Origin of the sequence: Prauserella aidingensis (genome assembly GCF_024171865.1) — a bacterium.
Taxonomy (GTDB): Bacteria; Actinomycetota; Actinomycetes; order Mycobacteriales; family Pseudonocardiaceae; genus Prauserella; species Prauserella aidingensis.
This window is the reverse complement of record NZ_JAMTCN010000029.1, coordinates 15350-32278: the sequence shown is the minus strand read 5'-3', so window position 1 is coordinate 32278 and position 16929 is coordinate 15350. Positions and strand designations below refer to the sequence as shown.

General features: G+C 70.9%; 16 protein-coding genes. 6 read left to right on the top strand and 10 right to left on the bottom strand.

Annotated elements, in window-relative coordinates; all coding sequences use genetic code 11:
• Positions 1–53: 53 nt before the first annotated feature.
• Genes LY13_RS21935 through LY13_RS21920 form a run of 4 tightly spaced genes read left to right on the top strand, consistent with a single transcriptional unit; the run spans position 54 to position 3418 of the window.
• Positions 54–572: a hypothetical protein gene (locus LY13_RS21935; RefSeq protein ID WP_253829762.1), complete on the top strand. Its 519-nt coding sequence runs from the start codon at positions 54–56 to the stop codon at positions 570–572.
• Positions 569–1201: a DUF3558 domain-containing protein gene (locus tag LY13_RS21930; RefSeq protein ID WP_253829763.1), complete on the top strand. Its 633-nt coding sequence runs from the start codon at positions 569–571 to the stop codon at positions 1199–1201. The genes LY13_RS21935 and LY13_RS21930 overlap by 4 nt, the downstream gene beginning before the upstream one ends.
• A 58-nt stretch (positions 1202–1259) precedes the next feature.
• Positions 1260–2672 (top strand): hypothetical protein, encoded by a 1413-nt coding sequence (locus LY13_RS21925; protein ID WP_253829764.1) that lies wholly within the window; start codon positions 1260–1262, stop codon positions 2670–2672.
• Positions 2669–3418 (top strand): ESX secretion-associated protein EspG, encoded by a 750-nt coding sequence (locus LY13_RS21920; protein WP_253829766.1) that lies wholly within the window; start codon positions 2669–2671, stop codon positions 3416–3418. Before LY13_RS21925 ends, LY13_RS21920 begins: the two co-directional genes overlap by 4 nt.
• A gap of 107 nt (positions 3419–3525) precedes the next feature.
• Here LY13_RS21920 and rph read toward each other — a convergent pair whose 3' ends face one another.
• From rph to LY13_RS21885, 7 genes are all read right to left on the bottom strand, one after another.
• Positions 3526–6117, bottom strand: a complete 2592-nt coding sequence (gene rph / locus LY13_RS21915; RefSeq protein WP_253829767.1) for a rifamycin-inactivating phosphotransferase — start codon at positions 6115–6117, stop codon at positions 3526–3528.
• Positions 6118–6337: 220 nt separating this feature from the next.
• Positions 6338–7219 (bottom strand): hypothetical protein, encoded by an 882-nt coding sequence (locus tag LY13_RS21910; protein WP_253829768.1) that lies wholly within the window; start codon positions 7217–7219, stop codon positions 6338–6340.
• A 52-nt stretch (positions 7220–7271) separates the two neighbouring features.
• Positions 7272–7961 (bottom strand): helix-turn-helix domain-containing protein, encoded by a 690-nt coding sequence (locus tag LY13_RS21905; RefSeq protein WP_253829770.1) that lies wholly within the window; start codon positions 7959–7961, stop codon positions 7272–7274.
• Between the two features lie 19 nt (positions 7962–7980).
• Positions 7981–8508, bottom strand: coding sequence for a 2'-5' RNA ligase family protein (locus LY13_RS21900; RefSeq protein ID WP_253829772.1), 528 nt, complete (start codon positions 8506–8508; stop codon positions 7981–7983).
• Positions 8505–9479: a DUF368 domain-containing protein gene (locus LY13_RS21895; RefSeq protein ID WP_253829773.1), complete on the bottom strand. Its 975-nt coding sequence runs from the start codon at positions 9477–9479 to the stop codon at positions 8505–8507. The genes LY13_RS21900 and LY13_RS21895 overlap by 4 nt, the downstream gene beginning before the upstream one ends.
• A gap of 234 nt (positions 9480–9713) precedes the next feature.
• Positions 9714–10262 carry a hypothetical protein gene (locus LY13_RS21890; protein ID WP_253829775.1) on the bottom strand — a complete coding sequence of 183 codons (549 nt, stop codon included), beginning with the start codon at positions 10260–10262 and terminating at the stop codon, positions 9714–9716.
• A 156-nt stretch (positions 10263–10418) separates the two neighbouring features.
• A complete protein-coding gene (locus LY13_RS21885; protein ID WP_253829776.1) occupies positions 10419–12254 on the bottom strand; it encodes a flavin-containing monooxygenase in 1836 nt (611 codons plus the stop codon).
• Positions 12255–12393: 139 nt separating this feature from the next.
• Between LY13_RS21885 and LY13_RS21880 the strand changes: the two genes are divergently transcribed.
• Positions 12394–13611: a sigma-54-dependent transcriptional regulator family protein gene (locus tag LY13_RS21880; RefSeq protein WP_253829778.1), complete on the top strand. Its 1218-nt coding sequence runs from the start codon at positions 12394–12396 to the stop codon at positions 13609–13611.
• A gap of 61 nt (positions 13612–13672) precedes the next feature.
• Here the strand turns inward: LY13_RS21880 and LY13_RS21875 are convergent, their stop codons facing one another.
• The 3 genes from LY13_RS21875 to LY13_RS21865 form a co-directional block, all read right to left on the bottom strand.
• The gene (locus LY13_RS21875; RefSeq protein WP_253829779.1) at positions 13673–14251 is read right to left on the bottom strand and encodes a TIGR03086 family metal-binding protein; all 579 of its coding nucleotides are present in this window, start codon (positions 14249–14251) and stop codon (positions 13673–13675) included.
• A 337-nt stretch (positions 14252–14588) separates the two neighbouring features.
• Positions 14589–14924: a tRNA-binding protein gene (locus tag LY13_RS21870; protein WP_253829781.1), complete on the bottom strand. Its 336-nt coding sequence runs from the start codon at positions 14922–14924 to the stop codon at positions 14589–14591.
• 139 nt (positions 14925–15063) lie between these two features.
• On the bottom strand, positions 15064–15984 hold the full coding sequence (locus tag LY13_RS21865) for an aminoglycoside adenylyltransferase domain-containing protein (protein ID WP_253829783.1): 921 nt from the start codon (positions 15982–15984) through the stop codon (positions 15064–15066).
• A gap of 164 nt (positions 15985–16148) precedes the next feature.
• On the opposite strand from LY13_RS21865, the gene LY13_RS21860 reads away from it, so the two are divergent.
• Entirely contained in the window at positions 16149–16715 is a 567-nt protein-coding gene (locus LY13_RS21860; RefSeq protein WP_253829784.1) for a DUF2020 domain-containing protein, read from the top strand.
• The last annotated feature ends 214 nt before the right edge of the window (positions 16716–16929 follow it).

Sequence of the window (16929 nt, the reverse complement as noted above, 5' to 3'; positions counted from 1 at the left end):
GAATTCGTCACGGTTCGGGGGATGGTTCGCTATGCTGACTTGCTGCGGGAGAGTTGAAGACGCCTGACGATCCGGGGGAGGAATCGAAGGTGCAGGTCAGCGACGGCAGCGGACCGGCGCCGCTCGCGCCGCAGGACGCTGCGGCGACCGGTGCGGCGCTTGCCGGCGGCAACATGTTCGCCGCGGTGAACTTCGTCGTCGACGGCAAGGAGACCAACCCCGGCTCCGGCGGCGGCTACGAGTTCGACGGCGAGACCGCCAAGGGCATCTACGAGGAAGCCCTGACGCTCGCCGAGCGGTACCGGGACCACATGCAAGCCGCGAACGATCTGGTCATGTATGCACAACCTCCTGCCGAGGACACGGCGAGCGTGCGGTTCACCGAGGTGGCCCAACGGTCGTGGCAGGTGGGCGCGGAGCATGTCGCCGACCTGTGGAAGTTCCACCGTGACCTGGCTGAGAAGCTTGGCAGGGCCCTCGGCGTGTACGAGGAGGCCGAGGACCGCGCGGGCAAGGACGTCAAGAACGCCGGCGGTCGGGACGGCAACGATGAGGGAGGCTTCGTCGCATGAGGCGGACGGTTGCGCTGCTGGCGTCCGGGGCGGCTGTGGTGCTGGCGACGAGCTGTTCGGGAGAGTCCGAGGGACAGCCGGAGCCCGCCCCGTCGTCGGCCGGTGCCTCGGCGACGACGTCGAGTGCTGACGCGTCGGAGGGTGCTTCGGACCTGCCGCACAGCGGTGCGCCGAAGGTGACGAACCCGCTTCCCGAGTCGGTTCTGTCCGGTGACCCGTGCGATGCGCTTACCCGGGATCAGCTAGACGAGATCTTCGGAGAGGGAACACCGACAGGCGAGCGGAACGACCTTGAGGAGACCGGACCGCGTTGTGACTGGAATTACGGCGGTGGTGGTGTCACCGTCGGCTTCCTCACTGTGACGGGTGAGGGGCTCAGCCGGACTTACGCGAACATGGAAGGACTCGGAGAAACGCTGGATGAGCCTGGACCTGTGCAAGGCTTCCCTTCCGTTACCCACCAGACCGAATCGGCGTCTTGCGGCGCGTCTGTAGGAATTGCTGATGAGTACGCCATTTCGACAGGTATCTCCTTGAGCGCGAACAAGGAAGACGCAGGCACCGATCCGTGTGAGGCCGCGCTGCGGGTCGCCGACATGGTCGTGGGGAATCTGAAGGAGAAGGCGTGACCGCCGCGGCGACGAGGGTGCACGCGTAGGAAAGAGAAGGGCGACCGAGGGGGCGACGATGGGCCGGTTCGACGATCCGCTGGCCGAGGAAAAGGGCAAGATTCTCTTCGACCAGGCCGGTCGGGTGTTCGGTTCGATGCCGATCGAGGACATCGTGCGCGCGATGCGGCAGGGCGACTCGGGCAAGTGGCAGGGCGCCGCCGACGGGGCGGACACGATCACCAAGGCCGTCACTGAGGGTGAGGACGCCAGCGTCAACCGCAGCACGAAAATGATCCAGGCTCTGGAGAGCTCCTGGACCGGCCAGGGAGCCGAGGCCGCCGCAGGCACCATCCGCAAGGGCATGAAGGCCGCCCAGGCGACCGCCGAGGTCTACCAGAAGAACGCCCGGTTCCACACCGAGAACGCCCACTCGTTCGACGGCACCAAGAACCAGTTCCCCGACATCCCGAAGGACGCGCCGGAGAAGAGCTTTCTCGACCACGCCACGCCCTGGGACACCGACACCGAAGACAAGATCAACGAGCGTAACGCCAAGATCGAGCAGGCCAAGCAGATCTACCAGGGCTACGAGACCAACGTGAACCGCGCGGCCTACGACGTCGACGCCGGTTTCAGCGAGGTCGGCAAGATCGGCGAGGACTTCTCCGGCATCGAACGGGACGAGTCCTCGGCGGTGAAGGACGCGGGCAGCGGGGTCATCTCCATCGACGAGCCCGGAGCCGGCGGCACCGACCGTCCGGGCGGCCCGTCCGTGTCGTCCGACAACGGCCCGATGCGCCCCGGCGGGACGCCGGTCACGCCGAACGGCTCACCGGTTCAGCCCGGGCCGACCGGCCCCACGCCCGGGTACGCCCCGCCGAACACACCCACGACCGACGACACGACGTCGAGTTCCGGATACGCCCCGCCGGAGTTCCAGCGCCCCGCTGCCTCCGCGCCCGGTTACAACACGCCGGGATTCAACACGCCCGGCTACAACGCCGGTTCCGGCTTCGGCCCCGGCGGTTCCGCCGGCACGCCCGGCTTCGGGCCGGTCGGCTCGGCGGGCGGATTCGGCCCGACCGGCGGGGGCTCCTCGTCCGCAGGGGGCGGCCGCGTCCCCGGGGTGGGCGGATATTCCGGCGGCGCGGCCGGTGGGGCAGGTGCAGCGGGCGGAGCAGGGGCCGCCGGAGGCGCCGCAGGCGCGGGAAGGGCGACGGGTGCAGCTCCGTTCGGCCCGGCCGGTTCCGGTGGCGCAGCGGCCGGTGGCACCACCGCCGCGAGCGGTTCCGCCGCCGGTGGGCGCGGCGGCATGCCGATGGGCGGGATGGGCGGTGCGGGCCGCGGCGGCCAGGGCGGTGACGACGACGAACACCAGCGCCAGTACGTCCTGGACAACGACGACGCCTTCTCGCTGACCGAAGACGGCGAAGTCCTGCGCGACCCGGCGACCGGCAACGTCGTGACGCCCCCGACCATCGGCGAGTGACCACCGTGGCCGTCGTCAACCGTCCGGTGGCGCTGCCGCGCACCGTGCTCGCGCGGCTGTGGGAACTCGAAGGTCTGGGCAACCCGCACCCCGTCGTCGGTGTGTCCGACCTGTACGTGCCGCAGGACGACCGCCCACAGGCCGATGCGCGGACGTTCCGAGCCCTCGAAGAACTCGGCATCGCCGAAGGCGGGCTGCTCACCCGGAACTTCCGCGTAGCGCTGCGCCTCCTCGCCTCGCCCGACCGCGAACTCCACTGCTGGAGCAGTCACGCCGACGACACCTCGGCCAACCGCGCGCTGGGTGTGTTCGCGGCCGGGGGCGAGGCCGTGGCCGTGCAGGTTCGCGACGACCTCGTCACGTTCGCGCCCGCCGAGGAACCGCGCCTCGTCGACGAGTTCCTCGGCGAGCTGCCTCGCGTTCCCGCAGCACAGGTGCGTGAACTGCACACGAGCCGTGCTGCCTACGCACAGCGGGACGAGCGCCGAGACGTGTTCGCGGCACGGCCGGAACCGGAGCAGGAGATCGACAACCTCATGAAGGCGCCGCGGGACGCCGCGCACCAGGTGTACGCCGGGGCCACAGTGGACGGCCGGTATCGGCGGAGCAAACCGTTCTCGGTGATCGACATCCGCGACCGGGGCCGAGTCGTCGCGTTCGCAGACCGGCAGCAGAACATCCATCTGCTGCCGGGGAGTCCCGCCCGGCTGGCCGAGACGTTCGCAGCGACGTGGCAGGCCATGTAGCCCGTCACGGGTGAGTCCGTGCCGACGACCTGCGGACGTCTCGAGTCCGCGCGACCTGGAGACCTCCACGGCGGACGCCGGGTGGGCAGGACGGCCGCGGCCCCTGCCTACTCGAGAAGTTCGACGTAACCGTGGGTGCCGTCGACGCGGATGCACGCGCCGTCGACGAGCAGCCGTGTCGCGTGCTCGACCCCCACGACCGCGGGCAGACCGTACTCGCGGGCGATCACGGCACCGTGCGTCATCTGGCCGCCGACCTCCGTCACCAGGCCTGCCGCCGAGACGAACAGCGGTGACCAGCTCGGATCGGTGTAGGCGGTGACGAGGATGTCGCCCTCCTGCAGGCCTGCGTCGGCCAGGTCCAGTACGACCCGGGCGCGTCCCTCGACCGTGCCCCGCGATACCGGCAACCCCGCCACCGCACGTTCGGGCAGGTCCTCGCGCCCGTACGAGCCCTCCACGGCCTCGCCGTCCGAGGTGAGCACCCGCGGCGGCGTCAGCGTCCGATACTCCTCGAACTCCGTCTTACGCCGTGCGATGACGTCGTGGTCGGTCCGCCGCGTGCGGGCGAGCTCGCGGAACTCGTCGAACGTCAGGAAGTAGACGTCCTCCCGGTCGGCCAGCGCACCTTCCGTCACGAGCCGGCCGGCTTCGGCCAGCAACGCCTGCTTGTACACGAAGTAGCGGCAGATCATGCCGTACTTCGGGTACTCGCGATAGCCGATGAACGTGCGGAGGACGTCGATCATCCGCTCGGTCTCGGCGGCCTTCCGGTCGCCGTCCGGCAGGGCGCGGAGCCGGTCGAGCACGTCGCGTTTCGTCCGCTGCGCCTCCTGCTTGCCGCGTTCGAACCGCCGCCGTGCCTCTCCCGGTTCGAATCCCGCGATGTTGCCGAGAATCACCGCCGCGAGCGCCGACGGCCGTTCGCTCCACCGCGGCGTGGTGATGTCGATCTCGCCGACGCACCGCATGCCGTAGTTGTCCAGATAGGACTTAATGGCCCGGCGCGCTTCCTCGCCGCCGGGTACGGTCGCGAGCCGTTCGAGGAACTCGTCGCCGCCGGTGTCGTTCAGTACGGCGATCGCCTCCGGGTGCGGGCGGATCGCGTCGGCGACCTCCAACAACGCCAGGCCCATCTCCGAGGTCACGTTGTTCGGTGCCGACTGCGTCAGCGTGTCCGTGAGGCCGGATTCGCCCAGCCATTCGGGCAGGCGTTCGTCCAGCCAGGACACCGCCTCCGTCGCAGCCATGATCGCCCGGTGGCTGTCGGGGTCGAACATGATCTGCTTGAGCTGTTGCAGGTCCTCGAGGATCGCGTCGAACAGTTCCGGCCCGGACGCCACCGGTATCCGGCGCTTCGTGGCGGCGAGCGACTCCTCGTGGCGTGCGATCAGCTTCTCCGGGATCGACGGGTCCGGTTCGATCGCCTCCGCGGCGCTCGCTGTCGACGGTGGTGGGGCGGTCTGTCGGCTCGCCTCGGAGGGAGGGGTGAGGAATCCGTCGCGGTCGGCGACCGTGCGGAGCGCGTCGCCGATCAACGGGTCGGAACCGCCCAGTGCGTCGAGCAGGCCGTCGCGAGTGGTGGGGGAGGCCAGACGTTCGGTGACGTCGACGAACAGCCTGCCGCCCGCGTGGACCATCGGTGCGGGCGTGGTCAGCAGCCACACCGACAGCCCGAGCGGTTTCATCGCGTCGGTCATCATCTGTTGGTGGCCGACGGAGACGTACACGCGATTCCGGCCGTCTGCCGCCTCGGGAACCGGGAACACGGTTGTGATCGGTCTGCTTTGGACGATCAGGAACTCGTCGCCGGTGCGGCACCACTCGATGTCCTGCGGCCTGCCGAAGTGCGCCTCGATCCGTCTGCCCAGCTCGTCGAGTCGCACGACCTGGTCGTCGGTCAGTGCCGGCACGCGCCGCTGCTGCGGCGGGACGTCGACCTCCGCGGTGCCGCCACCCGGTACTGCGTGGACGGCCGTCGGCTTCGGCACGATCTCCTTCTCGACGACGCCGCCGTGGCGGATCACGTACCGGTCGGCCGCGGCCTTACCGCTCGCGATCGCCTCGCCGACGCCGAAACCCGCCGTCAACGCCGAGACGGTGCGGTCCCCGGTCACAGGTGCGGCCGTGAACAGAATGCCCGACGTGTCCGGGGCGACCATCCGCTGCACGACGACGCCCATGCCGATGCCGTGGTGGTCGACACCGTTCCGCAGCCGGTAGGTCACGGCGCGCTCGGTGAACAGCGAGGCCCAGCACCTGCGGACGTGGGTCAGGACGTCGGCGGCGCCGACGTTCAGATACGTGTCCTGCTGGCCCGCGAACGATGCGGTCGGCAGGTCTTCGGCCGTGGCACTGGAACGGACGGCGTAGGCGGTGTCGTCGTCGACCCGAGCGGTGATCGCCTCGGCGACGTCGCCGGGAACGGTAACGGCTTCGATGACGTTCCTGATCTCCTCGGAGAGGCTGCGAATCGCTTCCCGGTCGGCGGGATTCAGCCGTGAAATCCGGTCGAGTTTTTCGTCCAAGGACGGCGCTGTGGCCAGAACCCGACGAAAAACACTCGTGGTCACGCAGAATCCGGCAGGAACGTCGACCCCCTCGATCCGTGACAGTTCCCCCAGCTGGGCTCCCTTTCCCCCGACGAGCCCGGCGTCGCCGAGGCCGACCTCGGCCAAGCCCACTGCGACATCATGCATTTCGGTAATTCCCCCTGCGGATTCGAGTTGTTTCGACCGGAGAAGTGTGCGCCCGACACCGGGTATTGCCGCAAGGGGGAGGGTGTGTTATAAATTAGGCACGGCAGGGAGACGAGGTTTCCTTGCCGTTTTGTTGAGCAGGTGTCGTAGTCGCTCTCACCAAAGGTCCTTCTCACCAAACGCCGCTCTCATCAAAGGCCGCTGTCACCAACGGGCGCTTTCACCAACGGCTGTGCCGTTGCAGGATCGCGGCGTTGCCGACCGTCGTGTAGCCGCGCCATTCGAGCGCCGCGGCGGGCGAGTAGCTGTCGAAGTCGACGGTCCAGCCGCCGTCGGCCCGTTGTCCGTGTGCGACGCGGTCGAGGTCGGCGGCCACGGCCGCGTCGCCGACGAGTTTCCGCACGGGGCGTCCCGGTCGGGGCGCGAAGTCGAGCAGGTGCAGCGTCTCGCCCTCGGCGCCGCCTTCCACCGGAACGGCACCGTCGGCGGGGACGAACGTCGCCAGGTGGTCCAGCAGCGCGGGAGCCTCGGGGCGGGTGTCGGCGGCCGCGTCGACGAGCTGCAGCGCGAACGACAGCACGTACGCGAACGGGCGCTCGTTGAGGGCGCGGATCCGGGCGAAGCAGTACTCGGTGGCGCGCGCGAGCCACGGGTGCTCGGCCGCGTCGGCGTCGAACGCCGCGAGCCGGTGCGCCTGCGCCGCGACCGCCGCGGTGATCTGCAACGACGACGCCCGCGGGTCGGCCTGCGTCCAGAACGGTGCACAGCCGGTCGCGTCGGCGACCGGGAGCGCGAACGGCAGACCACCGTCGGGCAGTGTCGCCGAGGTGAGCCAGTCCAGCAGTTCGACGGCCCCGGCAGTGGTCACGGGTTCGGCGTCGGCCATCGCCTCCAGCGCGTGCAGTGCACCGGCGGGCTGGCTCTCGGGCGCGCGCAGGTCCGGTTCGATACCCCAGCCGTAACCGCCGTCGGCGTTGCGATACGCCTCCAGTGCGGCGAGGACCGCGTGGCCGTCACCGGCCCCCGTGAGCGCGTCGAATCGTCGCCGGTCGAGTTGCCGCCCGTGTGCGGTGAGGAACGTGCGCGCCTGGTCGATACCCATGCACCGACGATGGCACCCGCGCCTGGCTTCCGCTTGTACGAACCGGCCACGCTCACGTCGTCAGCGCCGCGGGCGTGACCCCGGCGAGCCTGCGCACCTCGTGGGTCAGATGTGCCTGGTCCGCGTAGCCCGCCCGTGCCGCCGTCTCGCCGAGCGGCGTGCCGGCACGTGCCAGGTGCAGTGCGCGCTGGAACCGGTGCACCGAGGCGAGGGTCTTGACGCCGTAGCCGAAGAGCCGGTTCGCGTGGCGGCGCAACGACCGCTCCGACAGCCCGTGGGCGGCGGCCACGTCGCGTACCGCCGCGCCCGCATGCGCAGCCCGGTCGAGCGAAGCGGCCAGTCGCAGGTCCGCCGGATCCGGTGCCGCCCGCCGCCACAACGCCGCGGCGACGTCGGGCAGGCGCCACGGCCGGTCGGAGCACCGCGCGGGCACGCCCGTGATGTCGGCGAGGTCGACGCGCAGGTCCGTCAGCTCGCGCGCCGGGACGCCCAGCAACGCGTGTGCGACGCCGGGAGGCAGGCGGAGTCCGTGCGTCGCGGCTCCCTCCCGGGCGGTGACGGCGACCGCCGCCCGGTCCGCGCCCGCGACGACGAGCCTGCCGTCGTGCCACATCAGGTCCAACACCCCGTCGGGAACGATGCGCTGCGGGCCGTCGCTCTCGGCGAGGCTGCACCACGACACCCAGCCCCGCCCGAACGCGCCGGTACCCGGGATGTCGACCCGTCGCTCGGCATAGCCCACGCCGGTCACCTCCCGCCGGTCAGTGCAGCTTCCACGACTCGCGCACATGGCAATTGTCGTTCTCCCACCACTGCAGGTCGATCCGGTCGACCCGGAGCCGCACCGGCAGCACGCCGGCCAGGTCCGCGGCGACGGTCTCCGGGGTGATGCCGTCGGACACACGGTCGAGCGTCACGTGCGGCACCACGTCACCGAACTCGCCGCCGTACGGCGGGCACCGCGGGAACGCGGCGGTGAGCGCGCGGGTCAGGTGACGCAGCGGCCGGTCCGGGTCGGCGCGCAGGTGGATGACCCCGTCCGGGAACGTCTCGATCCGCCCGAGCACGGTGTCGAACGCGGGCGTCTCCGCGGCGATGCGGGCGACGACGTCGAGGTCGGCCCGTGTGGGGTCGGCCAGCCACGGCGCGAGCAGCGTGATGTGCGCGTGCGCGAACGCGGGGTCGGCCGACACGAACGACGCGTCGTAATGCGCCGTGCGGGCGCGGACCCAACCGTCGAGTTCGGCGACACCGACGGCCAGTACCGAATGACCGGGCGAGCGGGTCACGCCGCCGGGGAGGTCTCCTGCTTACGCGTCATGCGCGCCTCGACGACCATCACGGCCACGACCACGCCGAAGCCGACGAGCCCGAGCGTGATGGCCGTGCCGAGGTGGTCGCCGGGCGCGAGCAGTCCGCGGTCGTCGGTCTGCCACGGCCACAGCGCGCGGAGGCTGCCCGCCATGAGGCCGGTCAGGACGACGAGCGTGATGCGCTTGCGGTGCTCCAACAGCCACTGCAGCACCTTCACGATCGACCCGAGGCCGATCACCGCGCCGAGCGCGAACAGGCCGAGGTAGGCGAGGTCGCGGTCGTTCACCGCACTGAGCGTCGGCTGGTAGAGGCCGATCGTGAGCAGCAGGAACGAGCCGGACAGGCCCGGTAGCACCAGTGCGCAGATCGCCACAGCCGCCGACAGGATGATCACCGGCGCCGTGGCTTCGAAGTCACCGGGCGGCAGGCTGACGAGGACGTACACGACGACAGCCGTGACGAGTGCCGCCAATCCGTCCTTCCACGTCCACGGCGCGTGCCCGCCCGAGGAGTCCTTCGCCGGTGCGGTCTTCGACATCGAGTACGGCACCCACAGCGAGGCCAGCACCATGCCGAAGAACAGCGCGCGCGTCTGCACCGGGTGCTCCTCGACCCACACCTCCATGAGGCTGGCCATGATCAGCAGCGCGGCGAACATGCCCGCCAGCAGCGGGATGATCGTCCGCCAGGAGACGGACCGGAACTCGCCGGCCGCCCGGCCCATGCCCTTGCCGCGAGGCAGGTCCGACACCGTGCGGACGACGCCGGAGATGAGGTGTCCCGCCGAGGTGATCGCCGTGTCGTAGACCTTCGTGACGAGTGCGACCGTGCCGCCGCTGACACCGGGAACGGTTTCGGCGGTGCCGATCAGCGCGCCGCGCACCACGTCGATGCCGTAGCTGGTCCAGGCAGGGGCCTTGCCCGCGCGCTGCGGCGATGTCGTCACACTCTCTCCTTCGTCCGGCCGGCTGCCTCGTGCGAACCGGCGGCTCCTTCGTGCGGGCCGGGAACGGCCGCCTGCGGCCGGTTCCATGTTGGCAGGTGCCGAGTTCCGCGCCGCCGGAGGTCCTCACCCGGGTGCCGGCGCGGGGCGAGGGCATGGGCGGGCCGTGACGCGATGATGCTGCGACGGACGTAGCCGCCGTGTGAACGTTCGCGCGCGTTCTGTTCGATCGGTGGGTCAGCGGCCGGCGCGGATGTCAGCGAGGGAGCGGTCGCGGCGGCGGAAGAAGTCGGCGATCTCGGCGTCGCGCAGCGGCACGAAAGCCATGGCGAGCAGCATGTGCCCGGGCAACGCCAGCCACGCGGTCTGCGTCAGCGCGACCACCCACACGACGGCGCTCACCGGCGTGGCGACGAGCAGGATGGTGCGTGCCCACCGTTTCGGCTCGGCCAGCACCAGCGACGCGGGCACGACGAACGCGAACTGCAGCGACGTGACGATCAGCAACGTCCACAGCACGCGGTCGGTCGTCGGCACGGCGGCCGCCATGGTCAGCAGCACCGCCAGCGTGCTGCTCAGCAACGTGAGCCACCGGACGCGGCCGACGCGGCGACGGATGCGCTCGTCGGGCGACTCGGGTTCGACGTCGGATTCGGCGCCGGCATCGAGCGCACCGGTCGCCGGGCCGGTGCCGGGGGACGGCTCTTCGCCGGTCTTCGCGTGTTCGACGTCGACGGGACCGGTGTCGCCCGGCTGGTCGTTCTGTTCGGCCGCCACCTCGTTCACTCCCTCACCTCGCCGCTGTCACCTCCATCATCGACCATCCGGCCGACGGGTGACGTGCCAGGGAGCCGCCGGTGTGCGCACCGGCACGTGCGACGCCCCCAGGGGCACTGTGGTTGCGTTCAGTGCAACCACAGTGCCCCTGGGGGCGTTTCCGGGTCAGCTCAGGTGGTGCACCTCGGCGAGTTCGTGCACGGGCGTGGGGATGCCGACGTGCCGGGCCTTGAGCTGCAACGCCAGGTACAGCGAGTAGTGCCGGGACTGGTGCAGGTTGCCGCCGTGGAACCAGAGCGCCTCCTGCCGCGTGGGCTTCCACATGTTGCGCTCCTCGCCCTCCCACGGGCCGGGGTCCTTGGCGGTGTCCGAGCCGAGGCCCCACACCTTGCCGACCTTGTCGGCGACCTCCTGGCCCATCAGGTCGGCGGCCCAGCCGTTCATCGAGCCGTAGCCGGTGGCGTACACGACGAGGTCGGCGGGCAGCTCCGTGCCGTCGGACAGCACGACGGAGTCCTCGGTGAGCCGCTGAACCTGACCGTGGGCGAGCTCGACGTCGCCGTTCGCGACGAGGTCCGCCGCACCGACGTCGATGTAGTAGCCGGAGCCGCGGCGCAGGTACTTCAGGAACAGGCCGGACTCGTCCTCACCGAAGTCGAGCCAGAACCCGGCGCGTTCGAGCCGCTCGTAGAACTCGGCGTCACGCTCCTTCATCTTCTCGTACAGCGGGATCTGGAACTCGTGCATGATCCGGTACGGCAGCGACGCGAAGATCATGTCGGCCTTCTCGGTGGTCACGCCCGCAGCGAGCGCGCGTTCCGAGTACAGGTCGCCCATGCCGATCTCCATGAGGCTCTCGCTCTTCACGATGTGCGTGGACGAGCGCTGCACCATCGTCACGTCGGCGCCGTGTTCCCACAGCGCCCCGCAGATGTCGAACGCGGAGTTGTTGCTGCCAATCACGACGACGCGTTTGCCCGCGTAGGCGTCCGGGCCGGGGTGCTGCGAGGAGTGGTGCTGCTCCCCGCGGAACACGTCCTGCCCCGGCAGCTCCGGCACGTTCGGCTTGCCGGACATGCCGGTGGCCAACACGACGTGCTTCGGGTGCAACGTCATGCGCTCGCCGTCGCGGTCGACCTCGACGGTCCACTCCTTCGTCGCGGCGTCGTAGTTCGCCGAGGTGGCCTTCGTGGAGCCCCAGTAGGGCACCTCCATGATCTTGACGTACGACTCGAGCCAGTCGGCGATTTTGTCCTTCGGTGCGAACACCGGCCAGTTGTCCGGGAACTTCAGGTACGGCAGGTGGTCGTACCAGACCGGGTCGTGCAGGCACAGCGACTTGTACCGGCCGCGCCACTGGTCACCGGGCCGCGGATGGTTGTCGATCACCAGTGCGGGCACGTCCAGTTGCCGGAGCCGCGCGCCGAGCGCGATGCCGCCCTGGCCGCCGCCGATGACCAGCACGTACGGCTGCACGGTGGTGCCGAGCTCGGCCTCCTCCTGGGCTCGCTTCTCCGCCCACGTCATGCGGTCGGGGTTGATGCCGTGCTCGGCGCCCATCGGGCGGTGCGTGCCCCGCGGCTCCTCGTGGCCCTTGAGCTCGTACATCGTGGTCAGGAAGGTCCACGCCTTCGTCTCGTGGTCCTCCTCGACGAGCCGGGCCAGGCCGCGGCCCCGGCCGACGGCGGTCTCGAACGTGAACCATGCCGTGATGACGCCGTCGGCCTCTTCCGGCGGTTCCTCGAGCGCGAAGTTCGCAGGGTCGACGTCGCCGAGGGTGGCCTCGAGTCGCCGCGCCACTCCGTCCGGATTCTCCGTGGTGGTGATGTTCCAGGTGAACGCGATGAGGTCGCGCCAGTAGCTGGTCGCCGCGAACATGCTCGCCGCGCGAGGGATGTCGCGCGCGGCCAGTGCGTCGGCGAATCCGGTCAGCCAGTTCTCGGCCTTGCGCTGCGGGCTCGGCAGCGAGTCGGTCTGCGGCGAACCGAGGGTCTGCGTCATCGGAGGTGCCCTCCCTTGCGGCAACGTGGTTCATCGTGTGATGTGGGATACACGATCCGTGCAGAGTTGCCGGTCGGGCCAGCGTTGCGCCGCGTTGCACGCGCCGGGCCGGCGAGGAGTGCAGTCGGGAGGTGCAGCCGTGGTCGGTGAGATGGCGTTGTCGGAGCTGCCTGCCGACCTGTCCGAGCACGCGCGGGTGATGCAGCGGGTGCACGAGGCGGTGCTCACCGGGTCGCGCCCGCCCGTCCGCCCGCGTGGCGTGGTGGAGCGGTCGTGGTCACGCATGCTGGACCTGGGCCTGGACGTGTCGGGCTCGCCGCGCACGATGGTGCCGTTGCCGGACCTGGAGCTGCGCAGGCGACGGTCGGGACTGGAGCCGGTGATCGGTGAGCTGCGGCAGTTGCTGAGCCGGGCCGCGGAGACGTCGCCGTTCCTGGTGGTGGTGACCGATGCCGACGGGGTGATCCTGTGGCGCGACGGTTCGTCACGGGTGCGGGCGTACGCGGACGCGCTGGGATTCGCCGAGGGCGCCCGCTGGACCGAGGCGACCGTGGGTACGAATGCGGTCGGCACGGCTCTCGTGGAGGCGGCGCCGGTGCAGCTGCTGGCTGCCGAGCACTTCGAGTCCGCCCAACACCCCTGGTACTGCTGCGCCGCGCCGGTGCATTCGCCGGTGACGGGCGAGCTGGCGGGCGTCGTGGACATCAGCGGCCCGGCCCTGACGTTGCATCCGGCGATCGGTGCGCTCGTGGAGACGTCGGTGCGGCTGGCCGAGTCGGGCCTGTGGCGGGTGCACGAGCAGCGGCTGGAACGGCTGCGCCGCACCGCAGAACCCGTCCTCGGCGGTGTGGGCGAACCGCTGCTGGTCGTCGACGACGACGGGTGGGTCGCGGTGCGCTCCGGCATCGCGGCCGGTCCCCGGGTGGCGGTGCCGCGCGAAGGACTGCCGATGGCGGTCGCGGGCCTCGGGCTGTGCACGCCGGAACGACTGGGCGAGGGCTGGCTGTTGCGCCCTCGCAGGGAACGTGGCCCGATGCAGGCGGAACTCGACCTGTCGGGCGACCCCGTGGTGCGGGTGCACGCGGGCGACGGGTCGTGGTCGGCGGGGCTGACGAGGCGGCAGGCACAGGTGCTGTCGCTGATCTCCCGCGCGGGCCCGGACGGTGTCGACGCGGCCGTGCTCGGGCGCGGGCTGTTCGGCGACGACGGGCACGCGGTGACGGCGCGGGCCGAGGTGTCCCGGCTGCGGCGGGTAGTGGGCGACCTCGTGGCGCCCGCGCCGTACCGCCTGGCCGACGGCGTGACCCTGACGGTGACCGGTGAGCGGCGACCTGAGATGCCCCCAAGGGCACCTTAGTGGCGTTCAACGCCACGAATCTTCCCTCGATCATGGTCGGCCGGTCGCGGACCCGCCGGGTTCAGCTGCGTGGCCGGCGCCCCAGGAGCGCGACGAGGCGGTCGATCGGCGCCGCGTCGTCGCGGTGCGGCTGCGGCGGGGCGAACGGGCCGTCGTCACCGCTGTCCACGCCCGCGAGCTGTTCGTGGGTGAAGGCGAGGGCGCGTTCGACGATGTCGTCGGGATAGTCGACGCGCTGTCCGGTGGCGACGGCGAGATCCCAGCCGTGCACCAGGTCCTCGACGGTCCGCAGCTGCACCGCGGCGATGCCGGGGATCGCGCCGACGGGCGCCTCGACGACCTGCTCCAGCGCGCCCGGCCTGCGGAACGCGATGACGACGTCGGCGGCATACGCCCGGTAGGCGCCCGCGGGGTCGTCACCGAGCGCGTCGGCGTACCCGGGGTCGAGCGGATAGCCGGGCCTGCCCGTCAGCAACCCGGCGAAGAGCCTGCTGCCCAGCGCGAGATGGTTCGTCACGTCGCGCACCGACCACGCGCTGCACGGCGTCGCGCCCTGCCACTGGTCGGAGCGGATACGGGCGACGACGTCGCCGACGGCCTGCAGGCTGACGTCCAGGTCGTCCACGGGTGTGTTCGTCATCGAAACCCCCGGTCGATGTGCGATGTGCGGTGTGCGGCTCTCCGGCGGCTACCCGTGCCGGGCGTCCACGTGGTGTCGGCTACCCCGGGACGCCGGAACTCACCACAACACACCGACTCGCCGAACGCGCCGACCCGCCGCATGCCGACCCCCGATGGCACCGATGTCACCGAACCTGCCGACTCGCCGTGTGCCGACCCCCGATGTCACGAATGGACTCTTCGTGCCGCCGGGGGACCCCCAATTTTCACACTAGCGCCCGGCACCGACAGTTTTCGCAGCTCACGTTCTGGTCCGCGTCCGTTCCGCTGTCACCGCGCCACCGCGACTGCGGGGCTCACAGCAGGCGGGTGCCGTTGGGGACGGGGTGGTCGAAGCCGGCGAGCACGACGCGGCCCTGCTCGTCGTGCGCCCCGGTCACCAGCACCTCGGACTTCACACCCGCGACGCGTTTCGGTTCGAAGTTGCAGACACACAACACCCGCCTGCCCGTCAGCTCCTCCGCCGTGTAGTGGTCGGTGACCTGCGCGCTCGACGTCTTCACCCCGAGCTCGCCCAGGTCCACCTTCAGCACGTACGCGGGCTTGCGCGCCTTCTCGTTCCGCGCCGCCTCCACGACCGTGCCGACACGCAGCTCGACCTTCTCGAAATCCGACCACTCGATGACGTCCATGGCCCGATTCTCGTCACCGCACGGCCCTTGCCGGGACCGACCCTGCCCACACCGCGCGCGGGCACAGACCCGCGAGCCGCCCCGGCACCGCGCGCCGCCCCTGACACCACGGGCGCCGACACCGCCCCACGGCCGGGGCTCACGATCGCCGTGCCGCCTGCGCCATCCGGTCGACACACCCGTGGACCCGGGCCAGTACATGGGCGGGCCACACCTCGTCCGCGTACTCGCTGCCGAGATACAGCGCCCGCGCGTGCTCGGTCACCGCCCGGTACTCCTCCGGCAACCGCTGCGCAGCCCACGCCGCCGCAGCACCCTTCGGCAGGATCTCGCCCGTCTCGACCGTCGCCCACACGCGCGCCACCGTCAGAATCACGTTCCGCGTATCGGTGTCGACCTCGGCCAGGAGGTCGTCGAGGCCGGCCAGGCTCGCGCGGACCACGTCCTCACGCGCGACCGGCGCCAGCACGTCACCGGGCGGCGGACCCGCCAACGTCCGATTCCCGGCCAGCGCCGACGCCACCGCCAACACCAGATCCGCCATCGGCTCCGGCGCCGGCACGTACCCGGCCTCGTACCGCTCACGCAGCCATTCGCCGTACAGGTAGTCGACCATCGGCGGGAACCGCCGCGCCGCACCGTCCCGATCCGCACCGTCACGCGTCGCACCGCTGTCGTCGGCGTCGCCCCGCGATGCGCCGCCCGATGCCTTCGCCGCCGACGTCGCCCCGGCCACATCGCCGGCCGAGCCCTCACCGGACGCCACGTCGCTGCGGACCGCCACCATCAGCTCCACCGGCCGCAATCCGTCCCCGATGCCGGACATCCCCAGCAGCCCGCGCGTCAGTTCCCGTCGCCGGTCGTCGTCGAGCCCGCGCCGCGTCACCGCCAGCACGTCGAGATCGCTGGCGGGCCGCAGTCCGCCCAGCACCGACGAACCGTGCAGGTAACAGCCGATGACGTCGTCGCCCACCACGCCGTCGACGAGCTCGGCCACCCGCAGTGCGAGCCCGTCGTCCGTCGTCGCCCGGCCTCCCCGGGCGTCGCCGTCGCCAGTCATGTCGCCGCCTCGCATGTCGTCGACCTCGCCGTTGTCACTTCCGATGCCGTGTTCCGGCCTCGGCGCCAGAGTGCCCGTCCGCGCGCGAACCGGCCATCCACCCCGGCCGACACGTTCGGGTGCACCGGCCCCCGGGACACGGACGTCTGGTTGACTCGGTCGCCATGCGACGACCTCTCGCGTTCGGCACCTGCGCAGGCATCGCGGTCGTGGCGGTCACGCTCGCCGGCTGCGACATCCCGGAATCCGGCGGCGACGGCGACACCACGACCGCGGGACCACAGACCCGCACCGTCACCCGCACCGAGCCCGAGCCGACCCTTCCTCCCGAACCGAAGCCGGCGCAGGTCGTCGACGCCTGCCCCTACCTGCCCACCGCCGAGGCGGAACGCGCCAACGGCCAGGGCGTCAGCGAAGTCCGCACCTCCACCGAGAAGCCCCACCCGACGTGCTTCTTCTACCGCCCCGACGGCGAGGTGCAGCTGACCACGCAGGTGTTCACCGGGAAGCCCGACGTCGCCACGGGCATCGTCGACCGCGCCGCCCCCGTCGACACGTCCAATCCCACCGAACAGCCCGCGGGCTGGAGCGGTGGCTACCTGTCCGACCGCGACGGCGCCGTCTACGCCGTGGCGAAACAGGGCACGGCCGTCGTGGTCACGACCAACCAGTCGCAGAGCGTCAAGGCCCGGACCGTCGCGAGCGACGTCATCGCCACGCTGGGGCTCTGACCACCGCCTGTGACCCGTCGTACCGCGGTTCACTCGCACAGAGTGACCGGTCGGCAACGCACAAGGGGCCACGACGTGAGTACAGAAACACTCGTGTACTAGGGTTGCGCCACACGTGCAGACCACTCAGCGTTGATCAAGAATCGCCGCTTCCCCTGTTCAGGTGACGATCGACCGTTCGGCTCTGCGCGGGTCCCCCTCCGTATTTCGAAGT